The organism is Edaphobacter lichenicola (assembly GCF_014201315.1).
GTDB classification, from domain to species: Bacteria; Acidobacteriota; Terriglobia; order Terriglobales; family Acidobacteriaceae; genus Edaphobacter; species Edaphobacter lichenicola_B.
Genome location: NZ_JACHDY010000003.1, coordinates 420,387 through 435,335 on the forward strand (window position 1 = coordinate 420,387; position 14,949 = coordinate 435,335).

The window sequence follows — 14,949 nt, forward strand, 5'->3', positions numbered from 1 at the left end:
CTCTCCAGCGTCGCTCGCTCCAGGTCAGCCCGGATCCCTTTAGTCCGGCTGAGTACTTAAATCCGGCCATGCTCCCGCTTTCCTGCCAAACCCGCCTGCGAGCCGGGTCCTTCGCGATCCACTTCCATCGCATGACACCCTGTGCAACGTCTCTCAAACAGAGCCCTGCCGCGTGCAGCATCGTCCGCTCCCTCCGAAGCTGCTTCGCTCTTGCCCTCACTCTTTCCGAGCATCGAAAGTGTAAGCACATCGGCCTTGGAAAGGGCTGCATCCCAATGCAGTAACCGATACTGCAGGGGAGGCATCTCTCCACTCTTTGCCTCTTGGACAATCTTCGACATCAGCACATCTTGCCGGTCCGGGGGTACCTCTTCCCATTGCGACAGGTCCATCTTTTTACGCGCCTCAACGATATCCCGTTCGATCAGCCATGATCCGGGAGCGATCCGCGCATACATCGGCCACCGCGTCTCGCTTGAAGGGCAGTCCGCGCACTTGGTTATCAAGACTACCTTGCTGCTCGAACGACGCATTGAACGAGCGGCAGAAGTCGCGCATAAGGTTTTTCGATCAATCGCGGACGGAAGTAATTCGCAGGGTGAAGGGCGAGATGGTGAAAGCAGTGAACGCTAAAAAACGACGCGATGAAGACAATATCAAACTGAGTTGGGTATGTTGCGCGATGTGGCCACGATCATGCTTGAGAAGGGGATGCGGCCTGAAGAGGTCTACCTCATCCCGCCTGAGAATGTTCACTTATCTAAAGACTATTTGTTCAACCCCTTCGGAAAGACGAAGGCCGCGAAGCGACGCATCGCACTCACCGCACGAGTCAAAAGCATTCTCGAAAGACGCATCAACGAACGTGGAGGCAAGTACCTGTTCGCGCACGATGGTGACCCTGACAAGCCTGTGCCAAAGGTCAATAACGCACATGATCGCGCAGTGAAGAAAAGTGGGGTTGCCGCACTAACCCTTTATACGTATAGGCATACGTTCGCGACTGCGCAGTCGAGTCTGGTATCGACCTTGTGACACTCGCTGCGATTCTTCGTCACTCGAAGATCAACATGGTTCTTCGCTACGCGCACCCAACACAAGAAAACCAGACGAAGGCAATGAACAAAATTGAACAGTACGTCGCAGAGCAGAGAGTTCGCAGAGCGAAATGCTGCGACAGTTTCACAGGCTATTCAGTGATTAGCTCGATTCTTGGGGTGGGCACTACAGTTGTGACTACAGTGCCTAAATAACAAAAGCCCCGTGAGGGGCTAAGTTGTTGAATAATTTGGAGGCGCGGGTCGGGATCGAACCGACGCATAAAGGTTTTGCAGACCTCTCCCTTACCACTTGGGTACCGCGCCTCGGGTGGGCTATGTGATTCTGCCCTGCTGGATTGTAGGAGAAGTGTACCGCAGGCAGGATGTTATTGGAGCGGGAGACCGGGGTCGAACCGGCGACATCTTCCTTGGCAAGGAAGCACTCTACCACTGAGCTACTCCCGCTCTACAGATTCAAGTATAGCGGCCATGTTCAGTATGGTCAACGCGCTGTGAGATGTCGTCGTAAAGTGCGATTCAGTTTTCTGAGCGACAGAAGAGGCAGGAATCTGCATCTCATTTGTTGACGGGCGCGGACTTAGCGAGGGCGCCAGTCCGACATGAGGCAGATGACGCAGCCATTACTACAGAACGTGGGGCAGATGCAGCATTGGCAGGCGCTGCTTGATTCTGCCGGAGAGGGGATATGGGGTCTCGACCTTGAGGGGAATTGTACGTTCGTGAATCTTATGGCGGTGAATTGCTTTGGCTTCGCGAGCGAGGAGATGCTGGGCAACAATATGCACGAACTTGTTCATCATCACTATCCTGACGGGCGCCATTTTCCCGGTTCCGAGTGCCCGATCTATGACGTGGTGCGGAAGAGTAAAACTCTGAGGCGACTGACGGACACGATGTTCCGGAAGGATGGAAGCAGCTTCGTTGCGGAGCTTTCCGCGCAGCCGGTGATTGTTGAGGGGTCTGTTGTGGGCGTCGTGGTGACATTTCGGGAGGTAACCGAACTGCAACAACAGCAGGAAAACCTCCATAGAGCCTATGAGATGGCGGAACAGAAGACGGCTGAGTTGGATGCTGTCATTGAAAGCATGCCGCATGGGGTTTATATAGCGACTTCCAATGCAAAGCTCCGCTCCAATCACGTTGCCAAGATGATGAGCGGCGGAACGTTTCCGCCAGAGTTGAAGACGCTGGAGACGGCGCTGGCTGGGCAATGGTCCACAGAGACGGTAAGCACGTCGAATCGGTGGATTCGCAGTGTGGCAGCGCCGATTTTCCTGAATGGAAAGATACTTGGCGGCGTAGCCGTGAATACTGATGTCACGCAGGCACGGCTGCAGGACGAGGCGCTGAGGAAGTCAGAGAAGCTGGCAGCTGTGGGGCAATTGGCTTCGTCCATTGCCCATGAGATCAATAATCCACTCGAGTCGATTACGAACCTGCTGTATCTGATTCGACAATCGGAGTCGATGGAAGATACGCAGCACTATGCGGCTCTGGCTCAAGGGGAGTTGGCTCGGGTCACTGAAATCACGTTGCAGACCTTGCGGTTCAACCGACAACATAGCAAGCCGACCGAGGTGGATATGGCGGAGCTATTGCGTACGGTGATGGCTCTGTATACGGGGCGGACTCTGGTTCGGAACATTGAGATTGAATTGAAGTTGGTGGCGACCCCAAGGGTGAGGGTGCTCGAAGGAGAGATCCGCCAGGTGATCAATAATCTGGTCAGGAATGCGCTCGACGCGATGAGTAAAGGAGGGAGGCTAACGATAAGGTTGCATCCGCAACGGGATGGTCTAAGTGGCGCTCGCGGGGTGCGTTTGACGGTCGCGGATATTGGAGAGGGGATTCGGCCTGAGATGCAGGAGCATCTTTTTGAGGCGTTCCAGACGACGAAGGAGCTTACCGGAACAGGGCTTGGGCTCTGGGTGAGTAAGGGGATCGTCGAGAAGCACGGCGGCCGAATCCGGGCAAGAACACGACGTGGCGAGAGGCATGGCACTGTGTTTTCGGTTTGGTTGCCGGTGGAGAGCAGTCCTAACCTGGTGGCTCAGGTAAATTGATTGCGATTCTAGGACCTACGGTGAGGTTGGATCGGCGACGGGTGATGTGGGGCGTGAGGAGGAGGAGGAGTTCGCTGGAGCTGGTGTCCGTCAGACGATCTGCGGTAAGGGTTTGAAAGCCGGGTAGCTCACTCAATACAGGATACCCGTCGATACTGGCAGATTCGCTTCTGGTGAGGCTGCTGACCATGAGTGCAGTGTCTCCGTCGTCGAGGGTTACGTCGGAGGCGAACTGCTGGCTGTTGAGGATTGGGATGTTATCCACCGTGCCGCCGCTTAGTGCTTCAATCTTTAGATCGATGTGCATTTTGATTGCGCCTGACTTTTGCACGGTTGGTGTTGCCTTTAGAGTCAGGCCGAGATCTTCATACTGAATCTGGGGAATGGTCACTGCTGTGCCAGCGGCGGAGTTGAGCAGGCTGGAGACCGAGACTCCGTTGATGGTGGCGTTGGAGGGTACGGAGGAGTTGCTGATTCCAGAGGAGTAGGTTGCGGTGGTGATGGGGTAGCGCTCTCCGACCCTGAAGGTGGCGGACTGACGGTCGCCGACCCGGATCTGAATGTCGTTGAGGGCACGGGTGTCGCTTGCGGTTAGCGAGAGACTGAAGGCGGCGAACTGATTTGTGGTGACGCCGGTCTGAGTGAGGCCTCCGCCGAAGAAGCCGACGGTATTGGAGAGCAAGGTGCTTTGGACGAGACCAGAGGCGATGAGCGCGAGAGCAATGGTGATGTTGCTCGACCCGGCCGGGATAAGACCCTGAGCGATGGCCTGGTTAACGAGGCTTTGATTGGAGCTGACGATACTTTGCGCCGCTGAAGCTACGCTGTAGATGCCGACCTGTTGCGGAAGCTGTGCGCCGATGGTGCGTTGATTGGTCTTGTCGACGGAGTAGAGTTGAAGGTCGATCATGACTTCACTGCCGCCGTCGATGAGATCGGCGAGGGTGAGGTTGATATACGTCAGGGTCTCCTGGGGGGCACGGAGGACGAGGGTGCCGGAGGCCTTCCCGACGGTAACTTCTTTGACGTCGAAGATATTTTTTACAAGGGTGCCGAGGTTGTCCATCTCTTCGTTGGTCATGCCGGGGATGTAGATCGTCTCCTGCAACTGACGCTCGAGACGCTGGCGGTTCTCCAGGGTGTCTTTGGCTATGAAGACGCTTTTGGCGTCCAGAGGTACGGCGAATAGATGGGTGATGTTCAGGAGAACGGGGACCGTCTGTTGGTAAGACGAGTCGTCGAGATCGAAGCGCAGATCTTGTCTCTGGACCGATTCATCAAATACTGGACGGATACCGTAACCTGACACGACCTGGCGGATAACGTCTTGCACATCGGAGTGAAGGTGGAAGCTCTTCTGACCGGGATTCGGCTCAAGGGTGACAGGACCGGCGATGGCAGGGCCTTCGCGGATCCAGGGTTCGATCTCCGGGTGGAACGCCTTCGGGAGTTCGCCGTTGTCGACTTGTGAGCCTACGATCTTATTCTCGGGGTCTAGGAGACGGGCTTCGGCCAGGAGTGTTTCGGCCTTTTCATGCTGCCCGAGGAGACGCGCTTTCCCAGCCTGCTGTATCAGATCGGAGACGTGGCGCTGGTGCGTGAGGTTTAGCGCCAAGACGTAGTCATGGTTGGAGGAGCTGAGGGTGGTTGCTTCACGGAATTTCAACTCAGCGCCCGTTAGATCGTTATGATCCAATAGTCGCGCACCAGAGAGGTAGGCGTCTTCAGCAGCCCGAACGTTTCGTTTGGAGACAGTTTCGGAGGCGCTGGCGTTTGGGCCCGGATTGGACTGGGCCAGGGTGGGGAGGGAGACTGTACCGATAATGGCGAGCGCGGCGGTGTATTTTGCAAATGCGGCCGCGCGAGCTTGGAGGGTGGGTCTCATCGACTGCTGATTAGACGGACGCGGTAGTTAACGGGCGCTGGCAATATTTTGAATGTGCGGGCGCTCGCTTCTGGGGGGGCGACGCATGCCGTTGCGGATCTGCGCGGTGTCCATGTCGAGCTCAGCGAGGGTACGGCTCAGGGTGTTGCGGTGCATACCGAGCTCGTCGGCGGCCTTGCACTGGTTTCCCTTGTGGTGCGCCAATACTTCGAGGATGTAGCGCTTCTTGAACTGACGTACGGCCTCCGAGTAGGGGATGCCGGCGCTGTGCATCTGAGTGATCAAGCCGTCCATTTCGCGCTTCAAGGTTATTCCTCGCTGGCGGCTCCTTAGTGGAACCGCACTCTCATTGTGCCTCTACCGTAGCGGTTTGATCCAATTGGGCGCGTTGTGCTTGAGTTGGGCGGCGCCATCCAGAATCCGTTGCTGAAGGTCGTGAGGTACAACGAAGGATACCGCATGCGCCCCCGCAAGGAAATAGGAAGATAGCTGCGAATTTTTAATCCAGGGGGGATGGGGGGAGAAGGCGGCGATCGCCATCAGAATGGCCACTCCGAGCAGGCAACCACGGGCGAAACCGAAGACTGCGCCGAGGATACGGTCGAAGAAGCCGAGCCCGATGGCATGGGCGGTGCGATTGAGGGCTCTGCCGAGTAGCGCGCTGAGCACCATGACTCCTATGACGAGAAGGAAAAAGGAGACCATCTCTGCGATGGATGGTGTGGCGATGAGACGCTGAAGATAGATCGCCAGGCGATTGTAGTTCCAACTGGCGATCAGGATTCCCACGATCAGGCCGCCCAGGGAGAAGAGCTCCCGGATAATGCCTCGGAAGAAGGCCACGATGGTGGAGTAGGCAAGGATCGCTATCAGGAACCAGTCGAAGAGGTTCATGCGGCTTACAGGTTTGTACGGCCAGTGAGCAGGCGATAGGCTTCGAGATACTTCTCGCCGGTACGTAGGACCACCTCACGGGGTAGCGCGGGCGCGGGAGCCTGCTTGTTCCAGTGGATCGATTCGAGATAGTCGCGGACGTATTGTTTGTCGAAAGAAGGTTGCGGCCCACCGGGGTTGTAGGAGCCTGCTGGCCAGTAGCGTGAGGAGTCGGGAGTCAGTACCTCGTCGGCAAGAACGATCTGTTCGTTTCCTGATTCGTCGGCGACGAGACCGAATTCAAACTTGGTGTCGGCGAGGATCAGCCCTTGGCGGCCTGCATGTTCGGTTGCTTTCTCATAGATTTTGAGCGTAAGTGAGCGCAGGGCATCGGCATAGGCCGCGCCAATCGTCTTCTCTACCACTTCGTAGGAGATGTTTTCATCGTGACCGCCGGAGTGAATCTTTGCAGCCGGGGTAAAGATTGGATCAGGCAGGCGGTCCGACTCTCGAAGGCCGGCAGGTAGTTTGATGCCGCAGATAGAGCCGGTTTGCTGATAGTCCTTCCAGCCGGATCCGGAGAGATAGCCGCGGACGACACACTCGACGGGGAACATCTTTGCTCGCTTGACGAGCATGCTGCGGCCCTCCAGCTGGTCAAGGAATGGCTGGAGTTCGGGGGGGAATTGTGTAGCGTCGGCGGTGATCAGGTGGTTTGGGACGATCGGTTTGAGGAGATCGAACCAGAAAAGCGACAGTCGGGTGAGAATCCTCCCCTTGAACGGAATGCCACTGCCGAGAACATGATCGAAGGCGGATATGCGGTCGCTGGCTACGAAGAGGAGTCGGTCGGCGGAGAGGGCGTAGATGTCACGAACCTTGCCACGGGCTGTGAGGGGAAGTGATCCGAGATCGGTTTGAATCAAGGCTTCTGACATAGGCTTGACGGTACCACCTTTGTGTTTTGCAAATCAGACTGGAATAGACAGTAAAAGCCTAGAGCAGCGGGAGTAACTTGTCGACCGTTCCTGGGGCCTGCGACGGCCAACGGGGGCACCGGCCGAGGACGCTTCCTGTATCAGGAAAGGGGATAGCGAAGGCAGCGGTTGAGTTGCATTCACGATCACTGAAAGGGATGGTCCGGGCTTTACGACGGAGAAATGGTGCGAAGGGAGGACGATAAGAGACGATAACGTCAGCGCCTCTATTGCCGCTGCCGGGATCGCCCCATGGTTTGACTTCGTAGAACAGGTTGTTTCCGACGGGCACCGTCTTGTAAGACGTGGGGTCGAAGAGGTCGCCGAGCGGGAGCAGGATACTCGCCCCAAAGACCGGAATCAACAGGATTGTCGCGCTAAGGTATGTCAGCCATCTTGGAGAGAGCCGGGTGAAGAGGAGAACCAGAAGCTCGTAGGCTGCGACAGCTAACCAATTAATGAGGACGTTCAACCTGTCGGAGGTCGTTCCCCATCTGGAAGCAGCGAAGAACGCATGAAGCAAGAACAGAATGATGGAAATCGTGAAGATGGTGAACCTGAGACGAGGTGGGATACGTTCCCAAAAGATCCGCACTAGAAGCATCGCCCCTGACAACAAAATAAGGACGGCAGTTGTGAGCGGTATGTTCATGCAGTCTTTAGATTAGCTGCTTTCGCGGATGAGATGGGGCAAGAGCTTAACGGGTGAAAAAAAGCTGGAGCGAGTGGTGAATCGCTCCAGCTGCGCAAAGGTTAGGGCATTACGCTACGGCGCGACGGTTGTCGGGGGCTTCGCGGCGATTGAGGTTGACGCTGACGATCTTCGAAACGCCGGGCTCCTGCATCGTGACTCCGTAGATAACGTCCGCCTGGGACATCGTGCGTTTGCTGTGGGTGATGACGACGAATTGTGTGGTCGCGCTCATTTCGTGAATGAGCTTTGCGAAGCGGCCAACGTTGGTTTCGTCGAGCGGAGCATCGACTTCGTCGAGGATGCAGAAGGGGGCCGGCTGGAATTGGAAGATTCCGACGAGCAGGGAGAGAGCGGTAAGAGCTTTTTCTCCTCCGGAGAGCAGAAGAATGTTCTGTAGCTTTTTGCCTGGGGGCGAGGCGACGATGTCGATTCCGCTTTCGTTGGAGTTTTCGGCATCGGTGAGCTTCATGAACGCCTGGCCGCCACCGAAGAGCTTGGTGAAGGTGACGGAGAAGTTGTCGTTGATGACTTTGAAGGCTTCGTCGAATTTGAGACGGGAGACGTCGTCGATCTCTTTGATCGAGGCCTGAGTATTTTCGATGGAGTCGAGCAGATCCTTGCGCTGGGTCTCCAGGAAGCTATGCCGGGTGACAGTTTCGTTGTACTCGTCGAGAGCCATCATGTTGACCGGACCCATGGCTTCGAGCTTTTGTTTGAGGGTGCGTGACTCTTCTTCCTGCACGTGGAGGTCGTCGCCCTCAATGCGGGCGATGGTGTGGTCTTCGCGGAGGGTGATGGCTTCAACGCCGAGGTCGTTGAGGCAGGTAGCGTCGATGTGCTCAATGTCGGAGGCGAGCTTTGCGGCACGGGCGGTAAGAGCAGCGCGCTGTTCGCGTAGCGCCTCGGTTTCATGACGAAGCGTGCGGAGACGGGCATCGAGTTCGGCCATGGAAGCACGGAGCGTGTGGGCCTCTTCGGTAAGCCGTGCGCCCTGAGCGACAGCGTTGGCGCGTACCTCTGAGAGCTCGGCTTGCTGGACGGTGAGGGCGGCTGTCTCTTCTTCGCGGCGGAGTTTTTCTGCTCCGGCCGAGTCGAGCTGTTGATCGAGCTGTTGGATTCGCTGGTTCTGGCCGTTATGGAGTCGGGTAGTCTGCTCGAAGTTCGCGGCGGCGTTGCGGCGGCGTTCTTCGAGGCCGGCAAGTGCGGCGGAGGCTGCTGCTGCGCCCTGCTGAAGCTCTTCGCGGCGGCCGCGCAGCTCTTCAAGTTGTTCCTGAAGAGCGGTGAGGTTGGCCTCAAGCGTGTTGCGTTCATTGTCGAAGGCGGTTGCCTCCTGCTGGCGGCGCGAGATCAAATCTGCTTTCTGGTTGCGGGCCTCGCGATTGCGTTCGTTGGTCAGAGCCCAGTCCTGCAGGCGGCGCTCGATGCGGGCGACCTCCGACTCCATCTGGCGCAGGGCCGCTCCGGAGTTGGCCGACTCACGCTCGGCGTCACGACGCTCGTGGGTCTTGCCTTCGATGGCGGACTGGAGGGCGGCGATCTGATGCTGCAGCTCGATGGTGTTGCGATCGGTCTGAACTAGTTCCTGTTCCGCCTTTTCGAGCTTTTGCTGGACCTCGGCTAGTTCGCGTTTGAGGGCCAGCGGACCCTGGGTGCGGGGGCGGCCACCTGTAACGGTGACGTTATGGAAGGTCTCACCGGACGGAGAGAGAAAGAATGCCTGGGGGTTCGAGAGCGCGAGAGAGCGTGCGGAGTAGGAGTCTGGAGCTACGAAGCCCTCGCGGAGCTTGGGCAGAATGACCTCGAGGGATTTCCCGAAACCATCAAGAACGCGGATGCACTCTTTCAGCGGAACGACACCTTCGATTCCGTCGATGTTGGTCTGAGCGATGCTGGGCATGCCATCGGCAAATGCGAAGTTTGCCTGGGAGTCGTTGGGATGTACGAGGAAGGTGGCGCGTCCGGTGACGTCGGTCTGGAGGAGATGCATGCCTGCGTTAGCCGCGTCCCAGGATTTGACGACGACATAATTAAGCTCGTCGCGGAGGAATTCATCGACGACATTTTCATACTTGCCGTTGACTTCCAGGAAGTCGGCGAGAGTGCCCACCGCTGCCATGCCATCGGCATTCTGTTTGTAGGCGTCAGTTTTGAAGAGACTCCGAACGGTATCGGTGGAGTAGCTGTGCTCGCGGATAAGCGCTTCGAGGGACGTGTAACGGCCGGCAAGGGTTGCTGCTTCGCCTCGCAACTGGTCGCCGCGGCGCTTGGACAGAGACTCCTCGTTGCGGCTGGCTTCAACCTGGAGGCGAAGTTCGGTGATCTCGGCTTCGAGACGCTTGAGGCGTTCGGTCACCGACTCGAAGGACATCTTGACCTGACCACGCTGCAGGCCCAGAGTTTCGAGTTCCTGTCTGGCTATTTCGGACTCGGAGAGGAGGCGTTCCGCTTCGCGGTCCAGGCCAGCGAGAGCCGCGGCCGCCTGAGCCTCTTCGTTGCGAGTCTGAGCAATACGCTGAACCAGCTGCATGGTGGAGCGGCGGTTTTGTTCGGCCTGCTGCTCTGCTGAAGCGACGGCACGGGCTGCTTCCTGCGCCTGCGCTTGATGGCTTTGTGCGGCCTCGCGGGAGCTCGTCGACTCGGCTGTGGCGTTGTTGAGGAAGCTCCGATGTTCTTCAAGCTCGGCGGTAAGGCTTGCAAGTTGTTCGCGGGCCTGGGCGAGATCGTCGGAGCCTGTCGCGAGCCGGTTGGTGAGTTCCGTGATGCGGTCGGCGTTCGAGGCGGAGCGGGCAGAGATGCGCTCGAGTTCGACGGCAGACTGGTTTGCCTGAGTTCCGGCTTCGCGGATCTGCTGATCGAGACTGTAGCCCGAGTTGACGCCCTCGGTGTGCTCGGCGTCCATCGCTTCGACGGTTGCAGCCTGAGCGTCTATCTGAGTTGCAAGAGCAGTGATCTTTTCCGTTGTAGCAGCCTGCTCGATATCCAGCTGCGACATGCGACTGGCAAGTACAACGCGGAGGCGGGTGCGGAGTTCATCGCGCAGCGCCCCGTAACGCTCCGCCTTGGCAGCCTGGCGCTTTAGGGTTGTCATCTGCCGGGTGACTTCGTCGAAGATGTCGTTGACACGGGCAAGGTTCTGGCGCGCGGATTCCAGGCGCAGCTCGGCGAGGCGTTTCTTTGTCTTGAAACGGGTGATGCCCGCGGCTTCTTCGATGATGGAGCGACGGTCGTGGGGTTTGGCGGAGAGGAGTTGGCCGATGCGCTCCTGGCCGATGATGGCGTAGGATTCGCCGCCGAGGCCCGTGCCCATGAAGATGTCCTGAATGTCTCGCAGGCGGCAGATCTTGCCGTTGAGCAGATATTCGCTGTCGCCGGAGCGGAAGAGGCGACGGGTGATGGTGAGTTCGCCGGCACGGATGGGGGCGCGGCCGAACTTTCGGCGACGAATCTTCAGGACAACGTTGTTCGGATTAGCGAGTTCTGCTGCAGCGTCGGCTTCGGCAGGGGGAGGAACCATGTGAGGACCTTTGGCCTCTCCTTCGATGACTGTGCCGGGCTGGGCTTCGGCGACGGCCTCTTCGGTCTCTTCTGCGCGCTGCTGGCGAAGGGTGGTCTCGTCCCAGTCGGTGGGGAGGCTCTCGTCGATGACGATTTCGGGGTCGTCCTGAAGGCTGGCTCCGTCGTAGACCTCGGGGTCGACGAGGGTGAGTGAGACCTCCGCCATACCTGTGGGCTTCCGGTCGCGGGTACCGGCGAAGATGACGTCCTCCATCTTGATGCCGCGAAGGCTCTTGGCAGACTGCTCGCCCAGAACCCAGGTAATGGCGTCGGAGATGTTGGACTTGCCGCACCCGTTGGGGCCGACAATGGCGGCGATCCCTTCACCGGAGAGCTGAACCTCGGTGCGATCACAGAAGGATTTGAAGCCGAGTATCTGGACTTTTTTGAGCTTGAGCAAGTGCACCTCTGCGGGGCGGACGGCAAGTTATCTGGAACTCGCCCCTGTCGATAGGACTGCTTCAACTGTAGCTGCGGTTGGGTGCGGAATCAACGGGTACAACACCACCTGTTGTGGATAAGACGGACTAAACACCATAAATAGGTGGCATGAGCAAAACGAGTCACGCAACAGGCAGTAATAACCTCTTTATCCCCGGTTTGGGATGTTGATGGAATGGTAATCGAGTCATTTTGCTTGAGATTTAATGCGGCATAGACGCAGGCGAAAGGGTTCAACGCGTAGGTTCGCTGGAGTATCAAAGCGGACGTTTCAGACAAAGGAGATTTATGGCACACGATGCGCACAAGAAAGCAGCGGAACATCACGAGCACGCAGCAAAGGCACATCACGCCGCAGCCGAGCACCATGCAAAAGGCGATCACGAGGCCGCCCATGAGCACGCGGTGAAGGCGCATGAGCACTCCACTCAGGCGCACGCTCATTCGACCGAAGCTCACCAGAAGTCTGTGGCACATCAGTAACTTACTGCGGGAGAGCAGGACGCCCTGACTGACGAGCGTTGGTCAGGGCGTCCCTTTTCCTGATGCAGGTTGTCTGCAATCAATTCATTGGGTGTGGTTGTTCGTGTATAACACTTTAATTGCAGCTAAAGGTTGGGCAGGCTTGCGTTTTGAGCAACGGCGTTTCTATAATCCGCATCATCATCCCGAGATGCCAAGAACACTTCAACCGCCTGGCCGAAGGGTTAGGCATGGCGAGGACAACGACTGAGCACTATGATCGGTCTCTGCTTCGTCTTATATCCAAGTGCCCCCGGAAGCATCGGTGACATAGACATATTTGAAAGAAAGATTTATTGAGGAGTGTGGAATGAAGAAGGTAGTCGTTGCGTCTCTCCTGGTGGTCGCTAGCATGGCAAGTGTTGCGGGACCCCTTTTAGCACAAACCCAGGTCAGTCTTGGTTCCAACGCGCAGGCCGCGAGCGGCGGCGTACAGCTATCGCCTGCCGAGTACAAAGCCTACAACGATGCGATCAGCCAGGCCACGCCCCAGACCAAAGCACCTGCGATCGAAGCTTATCTGACGGCATATCCGCAGTCCCCGGTGAAGGCCTCCGTGCTGGAGCAGCTGATGCTGGCGTACGCTGCGTTTGATCCGGCTAAGACGCTGGATGCAGCGGATCGGCTATTGCAGGTGGATCCCAACAATCTGCGCGCCCTCACCTTCGAGGTTTACTTCCGGAAACAGCAGGGTGATCAGGCGACCGATCCCACGGCAAAGCAGACGGCGCTCGATTCGGCTGCGTCCTTTGCACAGAAGGGGCTCGCGGTTACCACCAAACCGGCAGATATGAGCGATGCAGACTTCGCCAAAGTCAAAGATGCCGCGACTCCGGTGTTCTATGGCGCGATTGGTGCGGCTGCTTTGAATAAGAAAGATACCGCTACCGCGATCACGAACTACAAGGCTGAACTGGCCAGTGTCCCGGTTGCCCAGACCCAAACCCCCGGTGTGCTCTTGCAGGACACCTTTATTCTGGGGCAAGCCTACTATCAGTCAACTCCCCCGGACTATGTGAACTGCACCTGGTACACGTCGCGCGCCGCGGCCTTTGCTCCAGAGCCATACAAGAGCCAGATGATGCCTCTGGCGAAGTTCTGCTACAAGAAATACCACGGTGCCGACGATGGCTACGATGCAGTGACGGCTGCGGTGCAGACGAACCTAAATCCACCGGCTGACTTCAAAATTAAGCCAGCTCCATCGCCTGCCGATATCGTCGCAGGAGTTATCTTGAGCACTCCCGATCTTTCCACACTCGCCATCAGTGACAAGGAGTTCATTCTGGCGAATGGCAAGCCTGAGGATGCTGCAAAAGTATGGGACACGATGAAGGGTAAGTCAGTCCAATTTCCGGATTCGACTGTGATCGCTGTCTCCGACACTGCTCTGCAAGTTGCGGTCTCTGACGATGCAGTGCAATCCAAGACCGCGGACTTTACCTTCCAGCTGGCCGCTCCGTTGAAGACGCCACCTGCGGTGGGAGCGAAAGTTACCGTGAGCGGCACTTACGCCTCATTTACGCCCAGCCCAATCTTGATTACGATGAGCGATGGGGCGGTGGTCGAGCCGAAGAAGACTCCGGCCAAAGCGCCAGTGCATCATCCAGCTCATCACTAAACTACTGGAAACTACAACAAAAAGGCAGCCCTTGCGGGCTGCCTTTTTACATGTGTAAGAGAGTCTCGCATCTTAGAACGCACGATGGTTATGCGAAGTGGTTCCAGGTGTATGGTTAGCGCTTTTCGATGGGGATGTAGGTCGCTGGGTAGGCCGGGCCGGTGTAGTCGGCGCGTGGGCGTATGAGGCGGTTGTCGTCGTGCTGTTCTATGACGTGGGCGGCCCAGCCGGAGATACGGCTGATGGCGAAGATGGGAGTGAAGAGATCGATGTCGATACCGAGGGTGGTGTAGGTAGAAGCAGAGTAGAAGTCGACGTTGGCGTTGAGTTTCTTTTCCTGCTTTACGAAGAGCTCGATCTTGCGGGACAAGTCGAACCACTTGGTGTTGCCTGCGGCTTTGCCCAACTCCTCGGACATGCGGCGGAGATGGGTCGCTCGGGGATCTTCGGTATGGTAGACGCGATGGCCGAAGCCTGAGATCTTCTTCTTTTCGGCGAACATCTGTTTGACGTACTCGACGGGATCGGCCCCAGCCTTGTCGATGGCGTAGAGGAGCCTCATGGTGGCCTCGTTGGCTCCTCCGTGGAGGGGGCCTTTGAGGGCGCCGATGGCACCGGTAATGGCGGAGTGGATGTCTGCGAGGGTAGCCGCTATGACACGCGCAGCGAAGGTGCTGGCGTTAAGCTCGTGGTCGGCATGAAGGATAAGGGCGATGTCGAAGGCACGGGTCGCGGTGTCTGAGGGCTTTTCGCCGTTGAGCATCCAAAGAAAGTTTGCGGCGTGAGAGAGAGACTTGTCGGCTTCGACGAGGGACTTGCCCTTGCGGATGCGGTCGAAGAGAGCGACGATCATCGGGATCTGTGCTGTTAGGCGAAAGGATTTGCGGACGTTCGCGTCATGGGTGCAGTCAGCCTCGTCTGCGTCGTAGATGCTGAGAAGAGAGACGGCGGTGCGGAGGACCTGCATCGGTGTGGCGTTGGCCGGGACGCTGCGAAGGAAGTCGACGATCTTCGAATTGAGTTCTCGTGCAACGGAAAGATGGCCGGTAAACTCTGCGAGTTCGGCGGTGGAGGGAAGCTTGCCGAACCAGAGGAGGTAGGTGGTCTCCTCGAAGCTGGAGAACTGAGCGAGTTCGTGAATATCAATGCCGCGATAGGAGAGAACGCCGGCGTCTCCGTCGATCCAGCAGATAGCAGACGTGGTGGCGACAATGCCTTCCAGGCCTTTCGGTGCGACAGCGGTAGACATAAGGCGCT

12 protein-coding genes and 2 tRNA genes are annotated in these 14,949 nt (G+C 57.5%); 4 read left to right on the plus strand and 10 right to left on the minus strand.

What is annotated here, in order from left to right:
• Positions 1-56: 56 nt before the first annotated feature.
• Complete coding sequence (locus HDF09_RS13005) at positions 57-533, minus strand: heme-binding domain-containing protein (RefSeq protein ID WP_260181287.1); 477 nt, start codon at positions 531-533, stop codon at positions 57-59.
• A 139-nt stretch (positions 534-672) separates the two neighbouring features.
• On the opposite strand from HDF09_RS13005, the gene HDF09_RS13010 reads away from it, so the two are divergent.
• Complete coding sequence (locus HDF09_RS13010) at positions 673-1,035, plus strand: tyrosine-type recombinase/integrase (RefSeq protein WP_183766914.1); 363 nt, start codon at positions 673-675, stop codon at positions 1,033-1,035.
• A gap of 254 nt (positions 1,036-1,289) precedes the next feature.
• On the opposite strand, the gene HDF09_RS13015 is transcribed toward HDF09_RS13010, so the two are convergent.
• Together HDF09_RS13015 and HDF09_RS13020 are read right to left on the minus strand one after the other, a co-directional pair.
• Positions 1,290-1,364, minus strand: a tRNA-Cys gene (locus HDF09_RS13015).
• 66 nt (positions 1,365-1,430) lie between these two features.
• Positions 1,431-1,505 (minus strand) — tRNA-Gly (locus HDF09_RS13020).
• 164 nt (positions 1,506-1,669) lie between these two features.
• Between HDF09_RS13020 and HDF09_RS13025 the strand changes: the two genes are divergently transcribed.
• The gene (locus tag HDF09_RS13025; protein WP_260181288.1) at positions 1,670-3,124 is read left to right on the plus strand and encodes a PAS domain-containing sensor histidine kinase; all 1,455 of its coding nucleotides are present in this window, start codon (positions 1,670-1,672) and stop codon (positions 3,122-3,124) included.
• On the opposite strand, the gene HDF09_RS13030 is transcribed toward HDF09_RS13025, so the two are convergent.
• From HDF09_RS13030 to smc, 6 genes are all read right to left on the minus strand, one after another.
• Positions 3,099-5,009, minus strand: coding sequence for a type II secretion system protein GspD (locus HDF09_RS13030; RefSeq protein WP_183766918.1), 1,911 nt, complete (start codon positions 5,007-5,009; stop codon positions 3,099-3,101). The two genes, HDF09_RS13025 and HDF09_RS13030, sit on opposite strands and share 26 nt — an antisense overlap.
• A 27-nt stretch (positions 5,010-5,036) precedes the next feature.
• Positions 5,037-5,315 (minus strand): helix-turn-helix domain-containing protein, encoded by a 279-nt coding sequence (locus HDF09_RS13035; RefSeq protein ID WP_179582483.1) that lies wholly within the window; start codon positions 5,313-5,315, stop codon positions 5,037-5,039.
• 51 nt (positions 5,316-5,366) lie between these two features.
• Positions 5,367-5,903, minus strand: a complete 537-nt coding sequence (locus HDF09_RS13040) for a CvpA family protein (RefSeq protein WP_183766920.1) — start codon at positions 5,901-5,903, stop codon at positions 5,367-5,369.
• A 5-nt stretch (positions 5,904-5,908) separates the two neighbouring features.
• Positions 5,909-6,820, minus strand: coding sequence for a phosphoribosylaminoimidazolesuccinocarboxamide synthase (locus tag HDF09_RS13045; protein ID WP_183766922.1), 912 nt, complete (start codon positions 6,818-6,820; stop codon positions 5,909-5,911).
• A 58-nt stretch (positions 6,821-6,878) separates the two neighbouring features.
• Positions 6,879-7,511 (minus strand): hypothetical protein, encoded by a 633-nt coding sequence (locus tag HDF09_RS13050; protein WP_183766924.1) that lies wholly within the window; start codon positions 7,509-7,511, stop codon positions 6,879-6,881.
• A gap of 109 nt (positions 7,512-7,620) precedes the next feature.
• Positions 7,621-11,508, minus strand: coding sequence for a chromosome segregation protein SMC (gene smc, locus HDF09_RS13055; RefSeq protein ID WP_183766932.1), 3,888 nt, complete (start codon positions 11,506-11,508; stop codon positions 7,621-7,623).
• A gap of 329 nt (positions 11,509-11,837) precedes the next feature.
• Here smc and HDF09_RS13060 point away from each other — a divergent pair, with 329 nt between their 5' ends.
• Together HDF09_RS13060 and HDF09_RS13065 are read left to right on the plus strand one after the other, a co-directional pair.
• The gene (locus HDF09_RS13060) at positions 11,838-12,032 is read left to right on the plus strand and encodes a hypothetical protein (RefSeq protein WP_183766934.1); all 195 of its coding nucleotides are present in this window, start codon (positions 11,838-11,840) and stop codon (positions 12,030-12,032) included.
• A 349-nt stretch (positions 12,033-12,381) separates the two neighbouring features.
• The gene (locus HDF09_RS13065) at positions 12,382-13,692 is read left to right on the plus strand and encodes a tetratricopeptide repeat protein (protein ID WP_183766936.1); all 1,311 of its coding nucleotides are present in this window, start codon (positions 12,382-12,384) and stop codon (positions 13,690-13,692) included.
• A 115-nt stretch (positions 13,693-13,807) separates the two neighbouring features.
• On the opposite strand, the gene HDF09_RS13070 is transcribed toward HDF09_RS13065, so the two are convergent.
• Complete coding sequence (locus HDF09_RS13070) at positions 13,808-14,941, minus strand: citrate synthase (RefSeq protein ID WP_183766938.1); 1,134 nt, start codon at positions 14,939-14,941, stop codon at positions 13,808-13,810.
• Positions 14,942-14,949: the final 8 nt, after the last annotated feature.

Coding starts and splice junctions, on each gene's coding strand:
- HDF09_RS13010 (WP_183766914.1), top strand. CDS start 673: ATGTTGCGCGATGTGGCCACGATCATGCTTGAGAAGGGGATGCGGCCT.
- HDF09_RS13070 (WP_183766938.1), bottom strand. CDS start 14,941: ATGTCTACCGCTGTCGCACCGAAAGGCCTGGAAGGCATTGTCGCCACC.
- HDF09_RS13050 (WP_183766924.1), bottom strand. CDS start 7,511: ATGAACATACCGCTCACAACTGCCGTCCTTATTTTGTTGTCAGGGGCG.
- HDF09_RS13040 (WP_183766920.1), bottom strand. CDS start 5,903: ATGAACCTCTTCGACTGGTTCCTGATAGCGATCCTTGCCTACTCCACC.
- HDF09_RS13030 (WP_183766918.1), bottom strand. CDS start 5,009: ATGAGACCCACCCTCCAAGCTCGCGCGGCCGCATTTGCAAAATACACC.
- HDF09_RS13025 (WP_260181288.1), top strand. CDS start 1,670: ATGACGCAGCCATTACTACAGAACGTGGGGCAGATGCAGCATTGGCAG.
- HDF09_RS13065 (WP_183766936.1), top strand. CDS start 12,382: ATGAAGAAGGTAGTCGTTGCGTCTCTCCTGGTGGTCGCTAGCATGGCA.
- HDF09_RS13005 (WP_260181287.1), bottom strand. CDS start 533: ATGCGTCGTTCGAGCAGCAAGGTAGTCTTGATAACCAAGTGCGCGGAC.
- HDF09_RS13045 (WP_183766922.1), bottom strand. CDS start 6,820: ATGTCAGAAGCCTTGATTCAAACCGATCTCGGATCACTTCCCCTCACA.
- HDF09_RS13060 (WP_183766934.1), top strand. CDS start 11,838: ATGGCACACGATGCGCACAAGAAAGCAGCGGAACATCACGAGCACGCA.